Origin of the sequence: Mesorhizobium sp. C268A (assembly GCF_040324475.1) — a bacterium.
Classification (GTDB): Bacteria; Pseudomonadota; Alphaproteobacteria; order Rhizobiales; family Rhizobiaceae; genus Mesorhizobium.
Genome location: NZ_JAMYVX010000001.1, coordinates 2,805,562 through 2,823,421, shown reverse-complemented (window position 1 = coordinate 2,823,421; position 17,860 = coordinate 2,805,562). Strand labels below are relative to the sequence as shown.

Genomic DNA, 17,860 nt, shown 5'->3' with positions numbered 1-17,860 from the left:
CTGGGGGTGGAAACGCCGTGATCTCCAACGCTGCCCGCGCCGCCTTCAGCCGGCTGTTTTCTCCCGAATTCCGCGCGGTTTTCCTGAAGACGCTGGGCTTGACCGTCCTGGCGCTGGTCGCCTTGTGGTTCGTCTTGACCGGGCTTGTCGATTGGCTGGCGCTGCCATGGGTTCACTCCTTGTTGCCCGGCCTGCCGTCCTGGGCCGGATGGCTGGGCGGCATTATCGCGGCCATCGCTCTTGCCTTCGGGATGGCGCTGCTGATCGCGCCGGTGACGGCAATCGTGGCGGGCCTGTTTCTCGACGACATCGCCGAAGTGGTCGAGCGCACCGACTATCCGGCCGATCCCGTCGGACGCGCCATGCCGGCGCTGCGCTCGCTCGTGTTGTCGGTGAAATTCTTCGGCGTCGTCATCCTGGGCAACATCGTCGCCTTGCTCCTTCTGTTGGTTCCAGGCGTCAACATCGCCGCCTTCTTCATCGTCAACGGCTATCTGCTCGGACGTGAATTCTTCGAATTCGCCGCCATGCGCTTCCGCCCGGAAGATGAGGCGAGGGCGTTGCGCCGGAAATATGCCGGCACCGTCTTTCTGGCCGGGCTGCTCATCGCTGCCTTCCTCGCCGTGCCCCTGCTCAACCTGCTGACGCCGCTCTTTGCCGCCGCCATGATGGTGCATCTGCACAAGGCGGTCGGCGCGCGGGAGAGCGCCGGGCGATAGGCCTATCAACGCAGAAGAAAACCGCGTCCCAATTCGTCATCCGGCTCGACGGTGAATTCCGCCCGGCCCGAATAGTAGGCGCGGCCGCCGACGCGGGCGATGATCGCATCATGCGGGCCGGCCATGGTCGTGCGCGCCACCGCTCCGGAAAAGCGCGAGCCGGCGATGCTTTCGAAGGACCGCTCCTGACCAGGGTTGATCTCACCCTTGGCATGCATTGCCGCCAGCCGCGCGGTGACGCCGGAGCCGGTCGGCGAGCGGTCGACCTCGGCATCGGCAAAGACGCAGATGTTTTTTGTTGCCTCGCCGGAGAACGCATCGTGTCCATCGGTGAGGATGGTGCCGTAGAGGAAAGCGAGATCGGCATGGTCGGGATGCGATAGAGGGAACGCCGCCTTCAGCCGCTCGGTCAGCGCGGTTGCCGCGTCGACGAAATCGCGCACCCGGCTGCGGCCGAACTCCAGGCCGAATTGATGGCAGTCGGCCAGCGCGTAGAAGGCGCCGCCATAGGCGATGTCGAACGCAATCTTGCCGTATCCCCCCAATTCGATTTGTTGGTCATGGGCAAACAGAAAGGCCGGCACGCTTTCGAACGACACCGATCCCGCTTTGCCGTCCCTGACCTCGACCGAGGCGACGACCATGCCGCACGGCGCCTCGATGTTGACGGTGGTGATTGGCTCCTGCTTGACCACCAGCCCTTCGTCGACGGCGTAGCGGCCAAGCGCAATGATGGCGTGGCCGCACATCGTCGAATAGCCCTCGTTGTGCATAAACAGCACGGCCAGCTCGGCGCCGGGCAGGTCGGGCTCCACCAGCAGCGCGCCATACATGTCGTAGTGGCCGCGCGGCTCGAAGATCAGCAGCTTGCGCAAATGGTCGAGGTGGTCGCGCACATAGGCGCGCTTTTCCAGGATCGTGCCTTTGGGAATGTCTGGATAGCCGTCGGTGACGATCCTGAGCGGCTCGCCGCCGGTGTGCATGTCGACGACGGTGAGCGTCATGCGCCGGGACCCCCTAGCCTGAGGATTTGGAAAACAGCGCCTGCAATTTGCCGAACGGGATGGCGGCCCGGGTGAAGCCGAACGTGCCGTCCTGCTGGATCTCGCGCGCCGCGGTTTCCAGCATGCCGAAGGCGAAATTGGTCAGCCACGGACCGAGCGAGATGCGCTTGACCCCGGCCATGGCAAGGTCGGCGATGGTGAAGGCCGGGAGTGCCATGACATTGACCGGCCTGCTCACCGCCGAGCAGACTTTCTGGATGGTCTCGACATCTTTGAGGCCGGGCGCATAGAGCACATCGGCGCCGGCCTTTTCGAAGGCCTGCAGCCGCTTGATCGTGTCGTCGAGATCCGGTTTGCCCCAAAGGAAATTCTCGGCCCGTGCGGTGAAGACGAAATCATGCTTGAGCGCCCGTGCGGCCTCAGCAGCAGCTGCAACGCGCTCGACTGCGTGTGAAAACTCATAGATGGGCTTGTCGGGATCGCCGGTATGGTCCTCGATCGAGCAGCCGGCGAGACCTGCCGCTTCGGCCGCAAAAACCGTCTCGGCGGCACTCGTCGCGCTGTCGCCCTTGCCTTTCTCGAGATCGGCCGACACCGGCAGGCTGGTTGCCGCCGTCAGCTCGCGGCAATGGTGGATCATCGCCTCGAAGGTCACTGCGCCATCGGGCAGGCCGCGCGAGAAGGCAAAACCGGCGCTGGTCGTCGCCAGCGCATTGAAGCCGAAGGAGGCCAGGAGCTTGGTCGTGCCGACATCCCAGGGGTTGGGCATGACGAAGGTCGAGGCGTGCAGGTCGCGAAAGATCTTGCCCTTGTCCATGAGTGCTCCCTTCAGATGCGGAAATGCCGGCAGATACTATCGTGCAGCAATGCACCGGGCAAACGAATGCGGTTGGCTCAGAAGCGTTTGGCGTTCTCTCCTGCCAATTTGTCCAGCGCATCGGAATCCTTGACGTAGTGCAACGTCTTCTTGTCCCAATGATAGGTAACGGAAATTGTGTGGGCTTCAGGCTTGGGCGGCTGGTCGTCGCAGCTCTCGCCGTTGAGCACCGTGGCGTCGGTCACCGTCACTTTGACCGCGGCATAAGGCTGCCCGTCAGCGATCGTCTGGAAAGCAACGTCCTGCTTGCGGCTGTAGGCGCACAGGTTCTCATCGAAGGTGAAGATCATGTCGATCAATTGGAATTTGTCGTCGCGCACCATGATCAGCGGCGTGATCGCGTAGTTTTGGCTTGAATTGAAATGCGCGCTCATGGTGATCACGATGTCGTCGTTCGGCCCAACGGAAAGCTTGCCCGGTTCACGGAAATAGGTGCCGCGGTCGAGCGCGACATTGACGGCGTCGAGCAGCTTCGGCTTGTCTGTGATGTCGTAGAGCGCCAGCACGGCATAGCCTTCGGCGCTGTCGGGAGAGTCGCCGAGGTCGTAGAGCATCGCCAGCCGGTCCTTGCCCCCGGCCTTGATGGCGAGCACGCCGGCGTTGGAGAGGCCCGATGTCTCAGGCGGCGAACCGCCGCCATCCGGTCCCTCGATGTGGCGCATCTCGATCGGCAATCCACCCCGGTAGAAACCGTTGCTGTCACCTGCGAGGCCGGGAATGACCATCCTTGCGAGGTCCAGATAGGTCACATCCATGTGGCCGGGGATGGCGCTGCCGAATTCCGGGAAGCTGACGGCTTGCGCGCCGGCTGCGGTCCAAAGCCACGGCAGCAGCACAAGCGCTAGAGCAATTTCAGGAAAAGTGTGTGCGGTTGTCCGGCCGGAAATTGCAACAAAACAAAAAGATAGAGCGGTTCGCCGTTTCCATGAAACGGTGAAACGCTTTAGGATGGAGCGAAGCAGGTTCGTTGGCATGGGCGCCTCAGGCTGGCCGCGCGGAACCTAACACAGCTTCAGTGGATCGGCACCAGCCCGGCAAGTTCGCGCATGTCGTCGAACAGGACGCCGCCGGCGCTGGCCAGGCCATCGCGGTCGGAATAGGGATCGCCATGATAGGCATAGACACGCATGCCGGCGGCAATGCCGGCCTGCGTGCCGGCAACGCTGTCCTCGATGACGATGCAGTCGGCCGGCGCAAAACCCATGGTCTTTGCCGCATGCAGGAACAGGTCCGGGAACGGCTTGCCGCGGCTGACCATGGTCGAAGAGAACATGGCATGCTCGAACAGCGGCAGCAGCCCGGTCTGGCCGAGCGTGATGTGCATCTTCGAGATACGCGCAGAAGTGGCGACGCAATAGGGAATGCCGGCCGCGCGAACCGCCTCGATGAAGTCGCGCACATAGGGGATCGCCTCGACGCCATGCGCAAACAGATCGGGCAGGCCGGCATTCCAGCGATCGACGAAATCGGCGCCGAGCCGCACCGTGGTCGTCTCTTCGATTTCCTTCTGCACCGAAGCCATGCTGCGGCCGGAAAAATATTTGCGGCAATATTCGAATGTGGTGGGATAACCGGCGGCAACAAACCACTCGGCAAGCCGCCGGTTGGCAAGGTTCTCGGTGTCGACCAGGATTCCGTCGCAGTCGAAGATGACCAGTTTCGGTATGCTCATTCAGGCGGTGCCGGTCGATCCGAACCCGCCCGCGCCGCGCGTCGTGGCGCCGGCCAGCGAGCGCTCCTCAACCGTCACCTGCGTCACCGCGGCAAAGACGATCTGGGCAATGCGCATGCCGCGCGTCACCGCGAAATCCTCGTCGCCGAGGTTGACCAGCAGCACCTTAACCTCGCCGCGATAGTCGCTGTCGACCGTGCCTGGTGAATTGAGGACGGTCAGCCCATGCTTGAAGGCAAGGCCGGAGCGCGGCCGCACCTGGCCTTCCATTCCTTCGGGAATTTCCAGGATCAGACCGGTCGGCACCAAGGCGCGCTTGCCAGGCAGGATCAGCAGCGGCCGGTCTTCCGGCACCGCGGCGCGCAGATCCATGCCGGCGGCGCCGGTGCTTTCGTAAGCGGGAAGGGGAAGTCCATCGCCATGCGGCAACCTGACGAAGCCGACGGTTGGACCGATGACGGAGGAATTGTGGAGGGCTGCGCGCATAAAATCGATCCTATCGGCGCGAACGGCGATTCGGTCAACTCGTCCGCAGGCCTATCAACGGCTTTCTTTCGGGCGTCAGTGTGACCTAGCGCAATTCCACCGGAACGACCGTCGTCTCCTTGATCTCCTCCATGACGAAGGAGGCCGAAACGTCCGACAGCGCCACCTTGGCGATCAGCCGCTGATAGAGCCGGTCATAGGCCTTCATGTCAGCGACGCGGGCGCGCAGCACGTAGTCGAGATCGCCGGACATGCGATAGACTCCGGTGATCTCGGGAAAACCGGTCACCGCCGCCCGAAACTTCTGCAGCCAGTCCGGGTCATGATTGGACGTGCGGATCAGGATGAACACCGAAAGCCCGAGCCCGAGCTTGTCGGCATCGACCAGCGCCACCCGCCCGGTGATGACGCCGTCCTCTTCCAGCCGCTTGACCCGGCGCCAGCAGGCGTTGCGCGACAGCGACACTTTTTCGGAGAGCTGATCGACCGACAGTGTGCCGTCGCGTTGCAGCTCGGCCAGCAATCTTCGGTCGATTTCATCAAATTCAAGCGCCATGTTGGGATGAATGTCCCGAACCACGGCGTTAGACAAGGACAAATTGAGACCGATGAACCTTTACCCCGTGGCAGGATACCCACATCGGGGCTTATCCCGGCAGGAGGGATCACCATGACGACGCTGTTTTCGAAGCTGTTCACCTCTCACCCGGCCAAGGTGGGCGAGACCTATTTCAGCCATATGGCCTTTGCCGCCTGGTTCTGCTCGCGCCTCCTGATGGCCGCTGGTGCGGCACTCGTTCACGCTTTCTTGCCGTTTCTCTTCGAAACTGTGGCAAGCCGAATCGTTCGCGAACTTTATGAACGGACGCACAACAGAGGCTCGCACGCGGTCAAGGAGCCCCAGGCTCACTTGGATCTCGTCTAGGATTGGTTAGAAGCGATGTGCCGATGGGCGGCCTATCTGGGTGAAGCGGTCTTCCTCGAAGACGTCGTCACCGCGCCTTGCCACTCGCTGATTGCCCAGAGCCATTGCGCCCAGGAAGCCAAGTCGCCGACCAATGGAGACGGTTTCGGCCTTGCCTGGTATGGCGACCGGCCCGAGCCCGGCCTCTACCGCGACATCCTGCCGGCCTGGTCGGATCCCAATCTGAAAAGCCTGTGCCGGCAGATCAAATCCGGCCTGTTCCTCGCCCATGTCAGGGCGTCGACCGGCGGCGCCACCAGCCGCATGAACTGCCATCCCTTCATCTCCGGCAGCTGGTCTTTCATGCACAATGGCCAGATCGGCGGCTTCGAAAAGATCCGCCGCGCGCTGGAGAACTCGCTCTGCGACGCCGTCTTCGACCAGCGTGAAGGCACCACCGATTCCGAGCTGCTTTTCCTGCTGATGATCGACGAGGGTCTTGCTGGCGACCCGCAAGGGGCAGTATCGCGCGCCACCGCCCGCGTCATCGAGGCATCGCGCCGCGCCGGTCTGGAGCCAGCCTTGAAACTGACTGCGGCCTTTTCGGATGGAAAGGCGCTGTATGCCGTGCGCTATGCCAGCGACGATCACGCGCCGACGCTGTACACGTCGGTGCGCAATGCCGGCCGTTGCATCGTGTCGGAGCCTTTCGATCGCGAGGGCGGGGAATGGCAGGCCATCCCGCCCGCGAGTTTTGTCACGATCAGCGGCGATGGGATGGTTATTCGGCCGTTCGTGCCGGCAACTGCGAAGCTCGCGCTGGTGGGCTGATCGAAGGAAACAGGGTAGGCCGCATTCCTTCGCGCCCCCCTCAACCGAACCGGTCAGCGCAATTACGATCAAGCGTTCCCTGTCCTAGAAATGCTGAACTCACTTCAAGCCGCGCCTGCCATTTGGCGAAGGCGCCGACTGCCGGAGCATTCGCCATGGACCTAGTCTTCTCCTCGACCGTCGACCTCGCCACCACGATTGCGGCGCGAAAAATCTCCGCCGTTGAGGCGCTAGACGCGCAACTGGCGCAGATTGATCTGCATAACGAGGCGGTCAACGCGGTCGTCAATCTCGAGCGGGAAGGCGCCCGCGAGCGCGCGAAACAGGCCGACGCGGTGCAGGCGCGCGGCGATGGGCTCGGACCGCTGCATGGCGTGCCTTTCACGTTGAAGGACATGCACCAAACCGCTGATATGAAGACCACGGTTGGTTTCGCACCATTCGCCGACTATGTGGCAAAGGCAGACAGTCCGGTCGTCGCCCGATTGAAAGCCGCAGGCGGCATCCTGATTGGAAAGACCAATGTCGCGACGATGCTGGGGGACTGGCAGGCGGACAACCCGCTGTTCGGTCGCACCAGCAATCCGTGGAACCGCTCGCGCACGTCAGGCGGGTCCAGCGGTGGCGCCGCGGCAGCGGTGGCGACCGGGATGACGCCGTTCGATGTCGGCACCGACATGCAGGATTCGATCCGTCTGCCGTCGGCTTTTTGCGGTGTCTACGGGTTGAAACCGACCGAGCATCGCGTGTCGCTGGCCGGCGCCTTCCCCGATCCGAACGGCGCGGCGCGTAGCGTGCGGCTGATGTCCTGCCTCGGCCCGCTGGCGCGCAGCGTGGAGGATCTTGCGCTGATCTACAAAATCATCGCCGGCCCGGACGGAGCAGACACGGACCTCGCGCCGGTGCCCGTAGAGGCCATGCTCAGGCTAGACCTCAAGACATTGCGCATCGCCGTGGCGCCGTCCATCACCGGCTTTCCGGTGGCTGGCGAAATCGCTGTCGCCGCCGAAAGCCTGGCCAAGCGGTTGCAATCAGCAGGGGTGATTGTGGAAGAAGCGAACTTGCCTGAGATCGATCTGCATCACGATCTGGGGCAGGGCGGCGATCTGATCGGCATGATGCTGGAGGCAGCGCAGCCCGAACCGCCGGAGCAGCCAACGCCGATCACCAATTGGTTCGAGGCGCTCGCTCGCCGCGACCGCTCGATCCTGGCCTGGGACAGGTTCTTCGAAACCTGCGATGCCTTGCTGTGCCCGGTCGCCATGACCACGGCCTTCGCGCATTGTGAGCCCGGCACGCCGATCGAAGTCGACGGCAAGGAGCAAAGCTATTGGATGCTACCGGCCTATGGCGCGGTCTTCAATTATTCCGGCCATCCGGCACTCTCGCTGCCCTGCGGGCAAGACCGCGACGGCCTGCCTATCGGCCTGCAACTGGTCGGCAAGCGCTGGTCGGAATCGCGGCTGCTCGGCATCGCCAAGGCGATCGAAGCGCTGACCGGCGGCTTCAAGCGTCCGCCGGGCTACTGAGCAAACCGACCCAACCAATAAGGCGTCAGCAGCGGATCACGCTCGCCGTCGAGAATTTCGCGCGTGGCGAACAGCCCGACCGCCGGCGCCAGCGTTATGCCGGAATGCATGACGGCGACATAGAGACCTTCCGTGCCCTCGGCGCGGCCGATGATCGGAAAGCCGTCGATCGGCGTCGGCCGGTAGCCAACCGTGTGGAAATCAAATTCCAGTTCGTCGGCGCCGCGCAAAGCCGCCTTCATTGCTGCAAACAGCTCGCGCGCCGTGGCGTCGCGATTCTCACCGGGATCGCTCCCCGCGAAATCCGAGCCGGCGATGATGCGGCCCTCCGCCGTCTGGCGCATATGCAGCTTTTCGGCATGCACCAGCCCGTTGAGGAGCTTCTTGTAGGGCTGCGAGTGGACGATCAGACCGGGCGGCGTCTCGATCGGCAGCTTGATGCCGACGGTAGCGGCAATATCGGGCGCCCCGACACCGGCTGCGATCACCACCTCTTCGGCTGGCATCAGCCCATGCGATGTATCGACACCGGCAATCCTGCCATCGGTCTGGACAAGTGCGGTTACAGAACTGGAGAGAACGCGCGCACCTTGCCGTTCTGCGTCGGCCAGCAGCGCCTTGGCCGCTGCGACCGGTTCGGCCACGCCTTCTTCCGCGACATAGACAGCGAATTCCGGCGGCTCGACGAGATTGGGCTCGATTTGCGCTGCGCGCCCGGCGTCGACGCGTTCGATGCCGTAACCCCAGGAAGCGTGCTCAGCCGCGTAGGCTTCGAGCCTGTCGGCCGGCAGATCCCAGCACAGCCCGCCGCACCAGGCGAGCGGCAGGCCGGGCAGCTCGTTTGCCAGCCGCTTCCATTCGGCCATCGCACGGATGCGCAGCCGGAAATAGATTTCGGGATTGCCCCAGCTGGCGTTGATCCAGGCAAAGGAGTTTGGCGTGGCGACGCCGCCGGCACCACTAGCGGAAATCACAGTCACCCGCGCCCCGGCCTTGGTCAGGTGCCAGGCGATGGACGCCCCGATAATGCCGGCGCCGATGACGATGACTTCTTTAGCGCTGCTCATACCGGACCTCTCAGAATGGGCTCCTCTGATGCCACCGTAACGATTCAAGCTCAAGTGTGGTCGGCCTGCCGGCCCGAAACTGTCGACAGGCTGGCAATGCGCTGCTAGAAGCCCGCGCCACAGACAGGATTCCAGAAATTGGCTGAAGACATCGAACAGGCGGTATCGCGCCGCCGCACTTTCGCGATCATCGCCCACCCAGACGCCGGCAAGACGACGCTCACCGAAAAGCTGCTGCTGTTCGGCGGCGCCATCCAGCTTGCGGGCGAGGTCAAGGCCAAGAAGGACCGCATCCAGACGCGGTCCGACTGGATGAAGATCGAGCGCGAGCGCGGCATTTCGGTCGTCACCTCGGTGATGACCTTCGAATACGAGGACAATGTCTTCAACCTGCTCGATACGCCCGGCCACGAGGATTTTGCCGACGACACCTACCGCACGCTGTCGGCGGTGGACTCGGCCGTCATGGTCATCGACGCCGCCAAGGGCATCGAGCCGCGCACGCTGAAGCTGTTCGAGGTCTGCCGGCTGCGCGATATCCCCATCATCACCTTCATCAACAAGATGGACCGCGAAAGCCGCGACCCCTTCGAGATTTTGGACGAGATCGAGCAGAAGCTGGCGCTGGACACTGCCCCCATCACCTGGCCGATCGGCCGCGGCAAGACTTTTGCCGGCACCTACCACCTGGCGCTCAACGCTGTGCGCAGGGGCGATGCAGAGAAAGACCGCACGCCGGTCAACGGCCCCGACTCCAACCGCGTCGCCGGCCTGCTGCCGGAAAACGAGCGCGAAGCCTTCATCGAGGAGCTGGAACTCGCGCGCGAGGCCTGCCGACCTCTTGATATTGACGCGTTCCGTGAGGGCCATCTGACGCCGGTCTATTTCGGCTCGGCGCTGCGCAATTACGGCGTGCGCGACCTGATCGAGGCGCTCGGTGCCTTCGGCCCGCCGCCGCGTGCGCAGGAAGCAGACACCCGCAAGGTCGAGGCGACGGAGGAGAAGATGACGTCCTTCGTGTTCAAGATCCAGGCCAATATGGACCCCAACCATCGCGACCGCATCGCCTTCGTGCGCGTCTGTTCGGGCAAGCTCGAGCGCGGCATGAAGGCGAAATTGGTGCGCACCGGCAAGCCGATGAGCCTGTCGGCGCCGCAATTCTTCTTTGCCCGCACCCGCGTCACCGCCGACGAAGCGTTTGCCGGCGATGTCGTCGGCATCCCCAACCACGGCACGCTGCGCATTGGCGACACGCTGACCGAAGGCGAGGAGATACTGTTCCGCGGCGTACCTAACTTCGCGCCGGAAATCCTGCGCCGTGTGCGCCTCGGCGACGCGATGAAGGCGAAAAAACTCAAGGAAGCGCTGCACCAGATGGCCGAGGAAGGCGTCGTGCAGCTGTTTTCGCCGGAAGACGGCTCGCCGGCCATCGTCGGCGTCGTCGGCGCGCTGCAGCTCGATGTGCTGAAGGAACGGCTGAACTTCGAATACACGCTGCCGGTCGAATTCGAGATGTCGCGCTTTTCAGTCTGCCGCTGGATCTCCGCCGACGACAAGGCCGAGACGCTTCGCTTCATTGAGGCGCATCGCGGCGATATCGCCCGCGACCTCGACAACGATCCGGTGTTTCTGGCCCAGCACGCCTTCTCGCTGAACTACGAAGCCGAACGCTGGAAAGCCATCCGCTTCGCTACCATCAAGGACTACCAGGTCCGCGACAAGGCGGCGTAAGGCGCCCCTTTTCCTTCTGCCCGTTTACGCGGAGAAGGTGCCCGAAGGGCGGATGAGGGGCAGCGCCGACGTTGAAGGGTCAATTGGCTCCAACGCGCGCCGGCCGTTCGCATGGCTCAGGGCGTTCGAAGCTCGAAAAGCAAAGCAATTGGCTTTTCGTCCGCTACGCGGCCGCTTCTCACCCCTCCGCAGCTTCCTCGATCTTGGCAATATCGATCTTGCTCATCTGCATCATCGCCGACATCACCCGCCCGGCCTTGGCCCGGTCCGGATCCAGAAGCAGGCGCGGCAGCTGCTCCGGCACGACTTGCCAGGAGACGCCGAACTTGTCCTTCAGCCAGCTGCATTGCGACGGTTCGCCGCCGCCTTCGATGAGCTTGTCCCAGAAATAATCGACCTCTTCCTGGGTCTTGCAGTCGATCGACTGTGACATCGCCTCGTTGAACTTGAATTGCGGTCCGCCGTTGAGTGCCTGGAACTGCACGCCGTCGAGTTCGAACGTGGTCACCAGCGCCTTGCCGGCATCGGCATGGCCTTCGGGCCAACGCAGCACGCTCAGCACCTTCGAATTCTTGAAGATGGAGACGTAGAAATTCATCGCCTCTTCGGCCTGGCCATCGAACCACAGGCAGGTGGTGATCTTTTGCATGTCATGCTCCTCGGGTGTTTGGTTGCGGTTACAGGTGAAGCTGCTGACTTATAGAAATGGTGCCATTCCCTTGCCGTCGTCCAAGGACGGATGCCGGGCTAGCGATCCGACACTGGCCGGCAATCTTTTTCGAAACCCTGATTTTCAGCGAGACTCTGGCGCATTGCAAAAAAGTGGCCAGACCATACTTGCCGGTCTATAAACCCTGCGATCCAAGTTCCGCGCCGCCACGCTCCGCACCGGGCGCAGCCAGCCAGCCAAGGAAAATTCATGCCTGCCTATCGCTCCCGCACCACCACCCACGGCCGCAACATGGCCGGCGCCCGCGGCCTGTGGCGCGCCACCGGCATGAAGGATTCGGATTTCGGCAAGCCGATCATCGCGGTGGTCAATTCCTTCACCCAGTTCGTGCCGGGTCATGTCCATCTGAAAGACCTTGGCCAGCTGGTGGCGCGCGAGATCGAGAAGGCCGGCGGCGTCGCCAAGGAATTCAACACCATCGCCGTCGATGACGGCATCGCCATGGGCCATGACGGCATGCTCTATTCGCTGCCGTCGCGCGAGCTGATCGCGGACTCGGTCGAATATATGGTCAACGCGCATTGCGCCGATGCCATGGTCTGCATCTCCAATTGCGACAAGATCACGCCCGGCATGCTGATGGCCTCCTTGCGCCTCAATATCCCAAGCGTCTTCGTCTCCGGGGGGCCGATGGAAGCCGGCAAGGTGGTGCTCGCCGGCAAGACACAAGCGCTCGACCTGGTCGACGCCATGGTTGCCGCCGCCGACGACAAGATCTCCGACGAGGACGTCAAGGTCATCGAACGCTCGGCCTGCCCGACCTGCGGCTCGTGCTCCGGCATGTTCACCGCCAATTCGATGAATTGCCTGACCGAGGCGCTCGGCCTGTCGCTACCCGGCAACGGCTCGACGCTGGCAACCCACGCCGACCGCAAGCGGCTGTTCGTCGAGGCGGGTCACCTTATCGTCGATCTCGCCCAGCGCTACTACGAGCAGGATGATGAGTCGGCGCTGCCGCGCAGCATCGCCTCGAAGGGCGCCTTCGAGAACGCCATGACGCTCGACATCGCCATGGGCGGCTCGACCAATACCGTGCTGCACATCCTTGCCGCCGCGCACGAGGGAGAAGTCGACTTCACCATGGAAGACATCGACCGGCTGTCACGGCGGGTTCCGGTGCTATGCAAGGTCGCACCGGCCAAGTCCGACGTGCATATGGAAGACGTCCACCGCGCCGGCGGCATCATGGCGATCCTCGGCCAGCTCGACAATGCCGGGCTGCTCAACCGCAACCTGCCCACGGTGCATACGGCGAGCCTCGGCGAAGCGCTCGACCATTGGGACATCTCCCGCACCTCGAGCCAGAGCGTCCGCGACTTCTTTCTCGCCGCTCCGGGTGGCGTGCCGACACAGGTCGCCTTCAGCCAGGACCGCCGCTGGGACGAGCTCGACCTCGACCGCGAGAAGGGCGTCATCCGCTCAGCCGAGACGCCGTTCTCGAAAGACGGCGGCCTTGCCGTGCTGAAAGGCAATCTGGCGCTCGACGGCTGCATCGTGAAGACGGCCGGCGTCGACGAGTCGATCCTGAAGTTCACCGGCCCGGCCCGCGTGTTCGAAAGCCAGGACGCTTCCGTGAAGGCGATCCTGTCCAACGAAATCAAGGCCGGCGATGTCGTCGTCATCCGCTATGAAGGACCGCGCGGCGGTCCCGGCATGCAGGAAATGCTCTACCCCACGAGCTATCTAAAGTCGAAAGGCCTCGGCAAGGCCTGCGCGCTGGTCACCGACGGCCGCTTCTCCGGCGGCACATCAGGCCTGTCGATCGGCCATGCCTCGCCCGAAGCAGCGGAAGGCGGCACGATCGGACTGGTGCAGGAAGGCGATACGATCGAGATCGACATCCCCAACCGCACGATCCGGCTTGCTGTCAGCGACGCTGAACTCGACGCGCGCCGCGCGGCCATGGAGGCGAAGGGCGCCATGGCCTGGAAGCCCGAGGAAAAGCGCAAGCGCAAGGTGACGACCGCGCTGCGCGCTTACGCCGCCTTCGCCACCAGCGCCGACAAGGGCGCGGTGCGGCACGTGCCGGAGTGAGGGTGCGGCGCCGACCCCCACCCCGCTGCTGCGCAGCGACCCTCCCCACAAGGGGGAGGGTAAAGCTCACGGCATCAGCTGATATTCGTAAAGCTTCTGATACAGCCCGCCCTGGTTGAGCAGCGTGCGATGCGCGCCGCTTTCCACCACCTTGCCGGCCTCCAGCACCACGATCGTGTCGGCCTGGTGCACGGTCGACAGGCGGTGGGCAATGACGATGGTGGTGCGCCCGACCGTCAGCTGCTGCAGCGCGTCGCGGAACAGCGCCTCGGATTCGGCGTCGAGTGCGCTGGTCGCCTCGTCCAGAAGCAGGATTTCGGCATTGCGTAGCATGGCGCGTGCGATCGAGATGCGCTGGCGCTGGCCGCCTGACAGCAGCGCGCCATTCTCGCCGACATCCGTGTCGTAGCCTTTCGCCTGGGCGCTGATGAAGTCATGTGCATTGGCGGCCCTTGCGGCGGCCATCACTTCCTCGTCCGTGGCGCCCTCGCGCCCGAGCCTGATGTTGTGCATGATCGTGCCGGCAAACAGGAACGTGTCCTGGCTGACATAGGCGATCTTTTCCCTGACCGAGGTGAGCGTGGCACAAGAAATGTCCTGCCCGTCGAACATCACCCTGCCGCTCTGCGGGTCGTACATGCGCATGATCAGGTTGAGGATGGTCGACTTGCCGCTGCCCGAGGGTCCGACCAGCGCCGTCATCTTGCCGGCGGCAAGCGTCAGGTCCAGTCCCTCGAACACCGGCGCGCTTTCGGGGTAGGCGAAGCTGACATTGTCGAAATGGATCTCACCCGGCCCGGCCCGCAGCGGCTTTGCATCCGGCTTTTCGGCCAGCGTCAGCGGCCGGTCGGCGAGCTGGAACATCATGCGCACGCCGACAATGCCGGTTTCAAGCGAGATGCGTACGCGGGCCAGGCGCTTGGCCGGCTCATAGGCCAACAGCAGCGCCGCGATGAAGGCCATGATGTTGCCCGGCATCTGACCGCCGCCGCCCAGAACCAGGAAGCCGCTGACAAAAACGGCGCCAGCGATGGCCAGCCCCGCAAGCGTTTCCATCACCGGGCTGGTGGCGGCCTCCAGCGTGGCGATGTTGTTGGCGCGGCTCTCCACGTCCGACACGGCCTTGTACATGCGCTTGCGCATGGCGCCTTCGAGGCCGAAGGATTTGACGACGCGCACGCCGATCGCAGTTTCCTGCATCACCTGCACGATCTGGCCGAGCGAACGGAATTCTTGCGAGGCAATTTTTCGGACGCGCTTCAGGATACGATTGACGCCGTAAATGGCGATCGGCCCGATCACCAGACAGATGAGGGACAGCGCCGGCTGCTGCCAGACCATCACACCCACCAGCGCAGCCAGCGTCACCAGATCGCGAACATAGGACGTGACGATTTGGTCGAGCACGCTGCGCGCGGCCTGGGCATTGTTCGTCATGCGCGAAATCAGTTCGGACGAAGAGGTCGAATGATAGAATTCGATGCCTTGCGCGAGAATGCTGTCATAGATCTTGCGCTGCCGGTCGGCGATGATGGCATTGCCGACCCTGCTCATGAAGTAGGCCTGGATGAAGTTTGCGAAGCCCTTGAGAATGAAAATCGCTCCGGTCGCCGCCGCGATCAGATTGACCTGCCCAATCCTCTTGTAAACCACGAATTCATTGGTGATTTCGCGCAGCATATAGGCGCTGGCTGCTGTCGTTGCCGCCACCACCAGCATCGACAGAATGGCCGCAGCGTAGCCAAATCTATGTGCGTGAAAGGATTCCCGCAAAAGCCTTGCGATAAGGCGCTGGTTTTCCGTCGAACGGAAGAAGCGAAACAAATGGCCGATCCCATGCCTGACTGACGAATTTCGGATTCGCCACCGGGGCGAAAGGCGGCTTATAGAGCGAGTTGTGACCGGATGGAACCTTTCGCTGTCGCGGAGACAATCGGCTGCGGCACGGTGTCTTTTGCGCCACGATTGCGGCGACTGATCTGCAGGGAGATGACGACAGATGGATTTCGATCTTGTTGTGCGCGGCGGAACGCTGCCCGACGGCACCGTCGCCGACCTAGGCATCATCGGCGAGACGATCGTCGCCATCGAGTCCGAACTGCATGTCAGCGCCGGCACGGCGATCGACGCCCGTGGCAATCTGATCTCGCCGCCCTTCGTCGATCCGCATTTCCATATGGACGCCACGCTGTCCTACGGCATTCCACGCATCAACGCTTCGGGCACGCTGCTGGAAGGCATTTCGCTGTGGGGCGAACTGAAGCCGCTCTTGACCCATGACGCGGTGCGCGAGCGGGCGCTCGCCTATTGCGACTGGGCGGTCTCGATGGGCCTGCTCGCCATCCGTACCCATGTCGATGTCTGCGACGACCGGCTGCTGGCGGTCGAGGCGCTGCTCGACGTCAAGAAGATTGTCGCGCCCTATATCGATCTGCAACTGGTCGCTTTCCCGCAGGATGGCTTCTACCGTTCGCCGACGGCGCGCCAGAACACGCTGCGCGCGCTCGACATGGGCGTCGACATCGTCGGCGGCATCCCGCATTTCGAACGCACCATGGCCGACGGCACGCGCTCGGTGACCGAATTGTGCGAAATCGCGGCGAAGCGCGGGCTGATGGTCGACCTGCATTGCGACGAGACCGACGATCCGCTGTCGCGCCACATCGAGCAGCTTGCCTATGAGACGCAGCGCCTTGGCCTGCAGGGCAAGGTAGCCGGCTCGCATCTGACTTCAATGCACTCGATGGACAATTACTACGTCTCCAAGCTGCTGCCGCTGATTGCCGAGGCCGGTGTGTCGGCGATCCCCAATCCGCTGATCAACATCATGCTGCAGGGCCGCCACGACACGTTTCCCAAACGCCGCGGAATGACCCGGGTGAAGGAGATGCTGGCGCTCGGCATCCGCGTCGGTTGGGGCCAGGATTGCGTTCTCGACCCCTGGTATTCGCTGGGCACCGCCGACATGCTCGACGTCGCCTTCATGGGGCTTCACGTCGCTCAGATGTCGAGCCCTGCCGACATGGCACGCTGCTTCGACATGGTCACCAATGTCAACGCCGCCATCATGGGCCTCGATCATCTCGGCCTTGCCGTGGGCAAGCGCGCCAGCTTCGTCATCCTCGATGCAGGCAACCCGATCGAGGCCTTGAGGCTGCGTGCCGAACGGCTGTGCGTCGTCGCCAGGGGCAAGGTGGTGGCCGAGCGCACGAAACAGGAGACACGGCTGTCGATCGCCGGCCGTCCCGGACAGGTGAACCGGCGGCACAAAACTGCGTAGAAACAGCCGATTTCCGCCGCTGGTCTTACCGATTTGCCTCGTCAAAGCGACCGCTTGCAGCTAGGGAGCCGCATGGCCCAGTCGCTCGTCCGCACCTTCACTATCAGGAACGCGCTTCTGGCCGGCATCCTCTTGATGCTGGCCGGCGACTTCATGTTCGCGCTGAACGACGCGATGGGCAAATGGCTGGTCGCCAGCTTCTCTGTCGGCCAGGTGGTGCTGATCCGATCCATCGGCGCCTTCATCGTGCTCGGCCCGATGATCGCCAACCAGGGCGCCCGCAGACTGTTCCGGATGGAGCGGCCGGTCCTCCAGATTCTGCGCGTGCTGGCGACCACGGCGGACACGGCGCTGTTCTATGCCGCCGTCGTCTATCTTCCGCTTGCCGACGTGATGAGCTTCTACATGGCCGGGCCGATCTATGTAGCGGCGCTGTCGCATTTCCTGCTCGGCGAAAAGGTCGGCTGGCGCCGCTGGGCCGCCATCATGGTCGGCTTCTGCGGCGTGCTGATCATCTTGAAGCCGTCTTCGGCGGCGTTCTCGCAGTCCTCGCTGTTCGCACTGGTCGGCAGCATTGCCTTCGCCTTCGCCATCATCCTCAGCCGCCGCCTGCGCGGCACCAGCGACACAACGCTGGTCACCTGGCAGACTATCGGCACGCTGCTCGTCGGCGGCGTGATGACCATAGGCGCCTGGCAGACGCCCTCGGCACTCGATTTCGGCGCCATGCTCCTGCTCGGCATCGTCTCCTGCAGCGCGCATCTGATGATTACCAGGGCGCTGAAACTGGCCCCTGCCTCGACGCTGGCGCCGCTGCACTACAGCCTGCTTCTATGGGCGGTGATCTTCGGCCTGGCCTTCTTCGGCGACCTGCCGGGACCGCGCATCCTGATCGGCTCGGCCATCGTCGTGCTCGCCGGCCTGTTCATCTTCCACCGCCAGAAGGTGGTCGAAACAGTCGTGCCGCCGGAGAACGTGCCGAAAGGCGTGAATTGA

The 17,860-nt window shown here is 63.4% G+C and carries 17 protein-coding genes; 8 read left to right on the top strand and 9 right to left on the bottom strand.

The window, feature by feature from the left end:
• Positions 1–17: 17 nt before the first annotated feature.
• On the top strand, positions 18–719 hold the full coding sequence (locus tag NKL06_RS13645; protein WP_023692652.1) for a sulfate transporter family protein: 702 nt from the start codon (positions 18–20) through the stop codon (positions 717–719).
• Positions 720–724: 5 nt separating this feature from the next.
• Here the strand turns inward: NKL06_RS13645 and NKL06_RS13640 are convergent, their stop codons facing one another.
• The 6 genes from NKL06_RS13640 to NKL06_RS13615 form a co-directional block, all read right to left on the bottom strand.
• Positions 725–1,723: a proline racemase family protein gene (locus tag NKL06_RS13640; RefSeq protein WP_023692651.1), complete on the bottom strand. Its 999-nt coding sequence runs from the start codon at positions 1,721–1,723 to the stop codon at positions 725–727.
• A gap of 13 nt (positions 1,724–1,736) precedes the next feature.
• Positions 1,737–2,540: an isocitrate lyase/PEP mutase family protein gene (locus NKL06_RS13635; RefSeq protein WP_023692650.1), complete on the bottom strand. Its 804-nt coding sequence runs from the start codon at positions 2,538–2,540 to the stop codon at positions 1,737–1,739.
• 77 nt (positions 2,541–2,617) lie between these two features.
• Positions 2,618–3,436, bottom strand: a complete 819-nt coding sequence (locus NKL06_RS13630; protein ID WP_245260580.1) for a hypothetical protein — start codon at positions 3,434–3,436, stop codon at positions 2,618–2,620.
• A gap of 176 nt (positions 3,437–3,612) precedes the next feature.
• Complete coding sequence (locus NKL06_RS13625) at positions 3,613–4,272, bottom strand: HAD family hydrolase (RefSeq protein ID WP_023685119.1); 660 nt, start codon at positions 4,270–4,272, stop codon at positions 3,613–3,615.
• On the bottom strand, positions 4,273–4,758 hold the full coding sequence (dut, locus tag NKL06_RS13620) for a dUTP diphosphatase (protein WP_023690041.1): 486 nt from the start codon (positions 4,756–4,758) through the stop codon (positions 4,273–4,275). It abuts the gene before it with no gap.
• A gap of 85 nt (positions 4,759–4,843) precedes the next feature.
• On the bottom strand, positions 4,844–5,314 hold the full coding sequence (locus tag NKL06_RS13615; protein ID WP_023690042.1) for an Lrp/AsnC family transcriptional regulator: 471 nt from the start codon (positions 5,312–5,314) through the stop codon (positions 4,844–4,846).
• A gap of 114 nt (positions 5,315–5,428) precedes the next feature.
• Here NKL06_RS13615 and NKL06_RS13610 point away from each other — a divergent pair, with 114 nt between their 5' ends.
• From NKL06_RS13610 to NKL06_RS13600, 3 genes are all read left to right on the top strand, one after another.
• On the top strand, positions 5,429–5,683 hold the full coding sequence (locus NKL06_RS13610; RefSeq protein WP_031198207.1) for a DUF6356 family protein: 255 nt from the start codon (positions 5,429–5,431) through the stop codon (positions 5,681–5,683).
• Positions 5,684–5,698: 15 nt separating this feature from the next.
• Positions 5,699–6,493, top strand: a complete 795-nt coding sequence (locus NKL06_RS13605) for a class II glutamine amidotransferase (RefSeq protein ID WP_023692647.1) — start codon at positions 5,699–5,701, stop codon at positions 6,491–6,493.
• A gap of 155 nt (positions 6,494–6,648) precedes the next feature.
• A complete protein-coding gene (locus NKL06_RS13600) occupies positions 6,649–8,022 on the top strand; it encodes an amidase (RefSeq protein ID WP_023692646.1) in 1,374 nt (457 codons plus the stop codon).
• Here NKL06_RS13600 and NKL06_RS13595 read toward each other — a convergent pair.
• Positions 8,016–9,089, bottom strand: a complete 1,074-nt coding sequence (locus NKL06_RS13595) for an NAD(P)/FAD-dependent oxidoreductase (RefSeq protein ID WP_023692645.1) — start codon at positions 9,087–9,089, stop codon at positions 8,016–8,018. The two genes, NKL06_RS13600 and NKL06_RS13595, sit on opposite strands and share 7 nt — an antisense overlap.
• A gap of 138 nt (positions 9,090–9,227) precedes the next feature.
• Between NKL06_RS13595 and NKL06_RS13590 the strand changes: the two genes are divergently transcribed.
• Positions 9,228–10,820: a peptide chain release factor 3 gene (locus NKL06_RS13590; RefSeq protein WP_023692644.1), complete on the top strand. Its 1,593-nt coding sequence runs from the start codon at positions 9,228–9,230 to the stop codon at positions 10,818–10,820.
• Positions 10,821–10,998: 178 nt separating this feature from the next.
• On the opposite strand, the gene NKL06_RS13585 is transcribed toward NKL06_RS13590, so the two are convergent.
• Positions 10,999–11,469, bottom strand: coding sequence for a VOC family protein (locus NKL06_RS13585; RefSeq protein ID WP_023672886.1), 471 nt, complete (start codon positions 11,467–11,469; stop codon positions 10,999–11,001).
• 270 nt (positions 11,470–11,739) lie between these two features.
• Here NKL06_RS13585 and ilvD point away from each other — a divergent pair, with 270 nt between their 5' ends.
• Entirely contained in the window at positions 11,740–13,584 is a 1,845-nt protein-coding gene (ilvD, locus tag NKL06_RS13580) for a dihydroxy-acid dehydratase (RefSeq protein WP_023692643.1), read from the top strand.
• A 66-nt stretch (positions 13,585–13,650) separates the two neighbouring features.
• Here ilvD and NKL06_RS13575 read toward each other — a convergent pair whose 3' ends face one another.
• Complete coding sequence (locus NKL06_RS13575; protein ID WP_023685110.1) at positions 13,651–15,408, bottom strand: ABC transporter ATP-binding protein; 1,758 nt, start codon at positions 15,406–15,408, stop codon at positions 13,651–13,653.
• Positions 15,409–15,583: 175 nt separating this feature from the next.
• On the opposite strand from NKL06_RS13575, the gene NKL06_RS13570 reads away from it, so the two are divergent.
• Together NKL06_RS13570 and NKL06_RS13565 are read left to right on the top strand one after the other, a co-directional pair.
• A complete protein-coding gene (locus NKL06_RS13570; RefSeq protein WP_023692642.1) occupies positions 15,584–16,864 on the top strand; it encodes an amidohydrolase family protein in 1,281 nt (426 codons plus the stop codon).
• Positions 16,865–16,936: 72 nt separating this feature from the next.
• Complete coding sequence (locus NKL06_RS13565) at positions 16,937–17,860, top strand: DMT family transporter (protein ID WP_023692641.1); 924 nt, start codon at positions 16,937–16,939, stop codon at positions 17,858–17,860.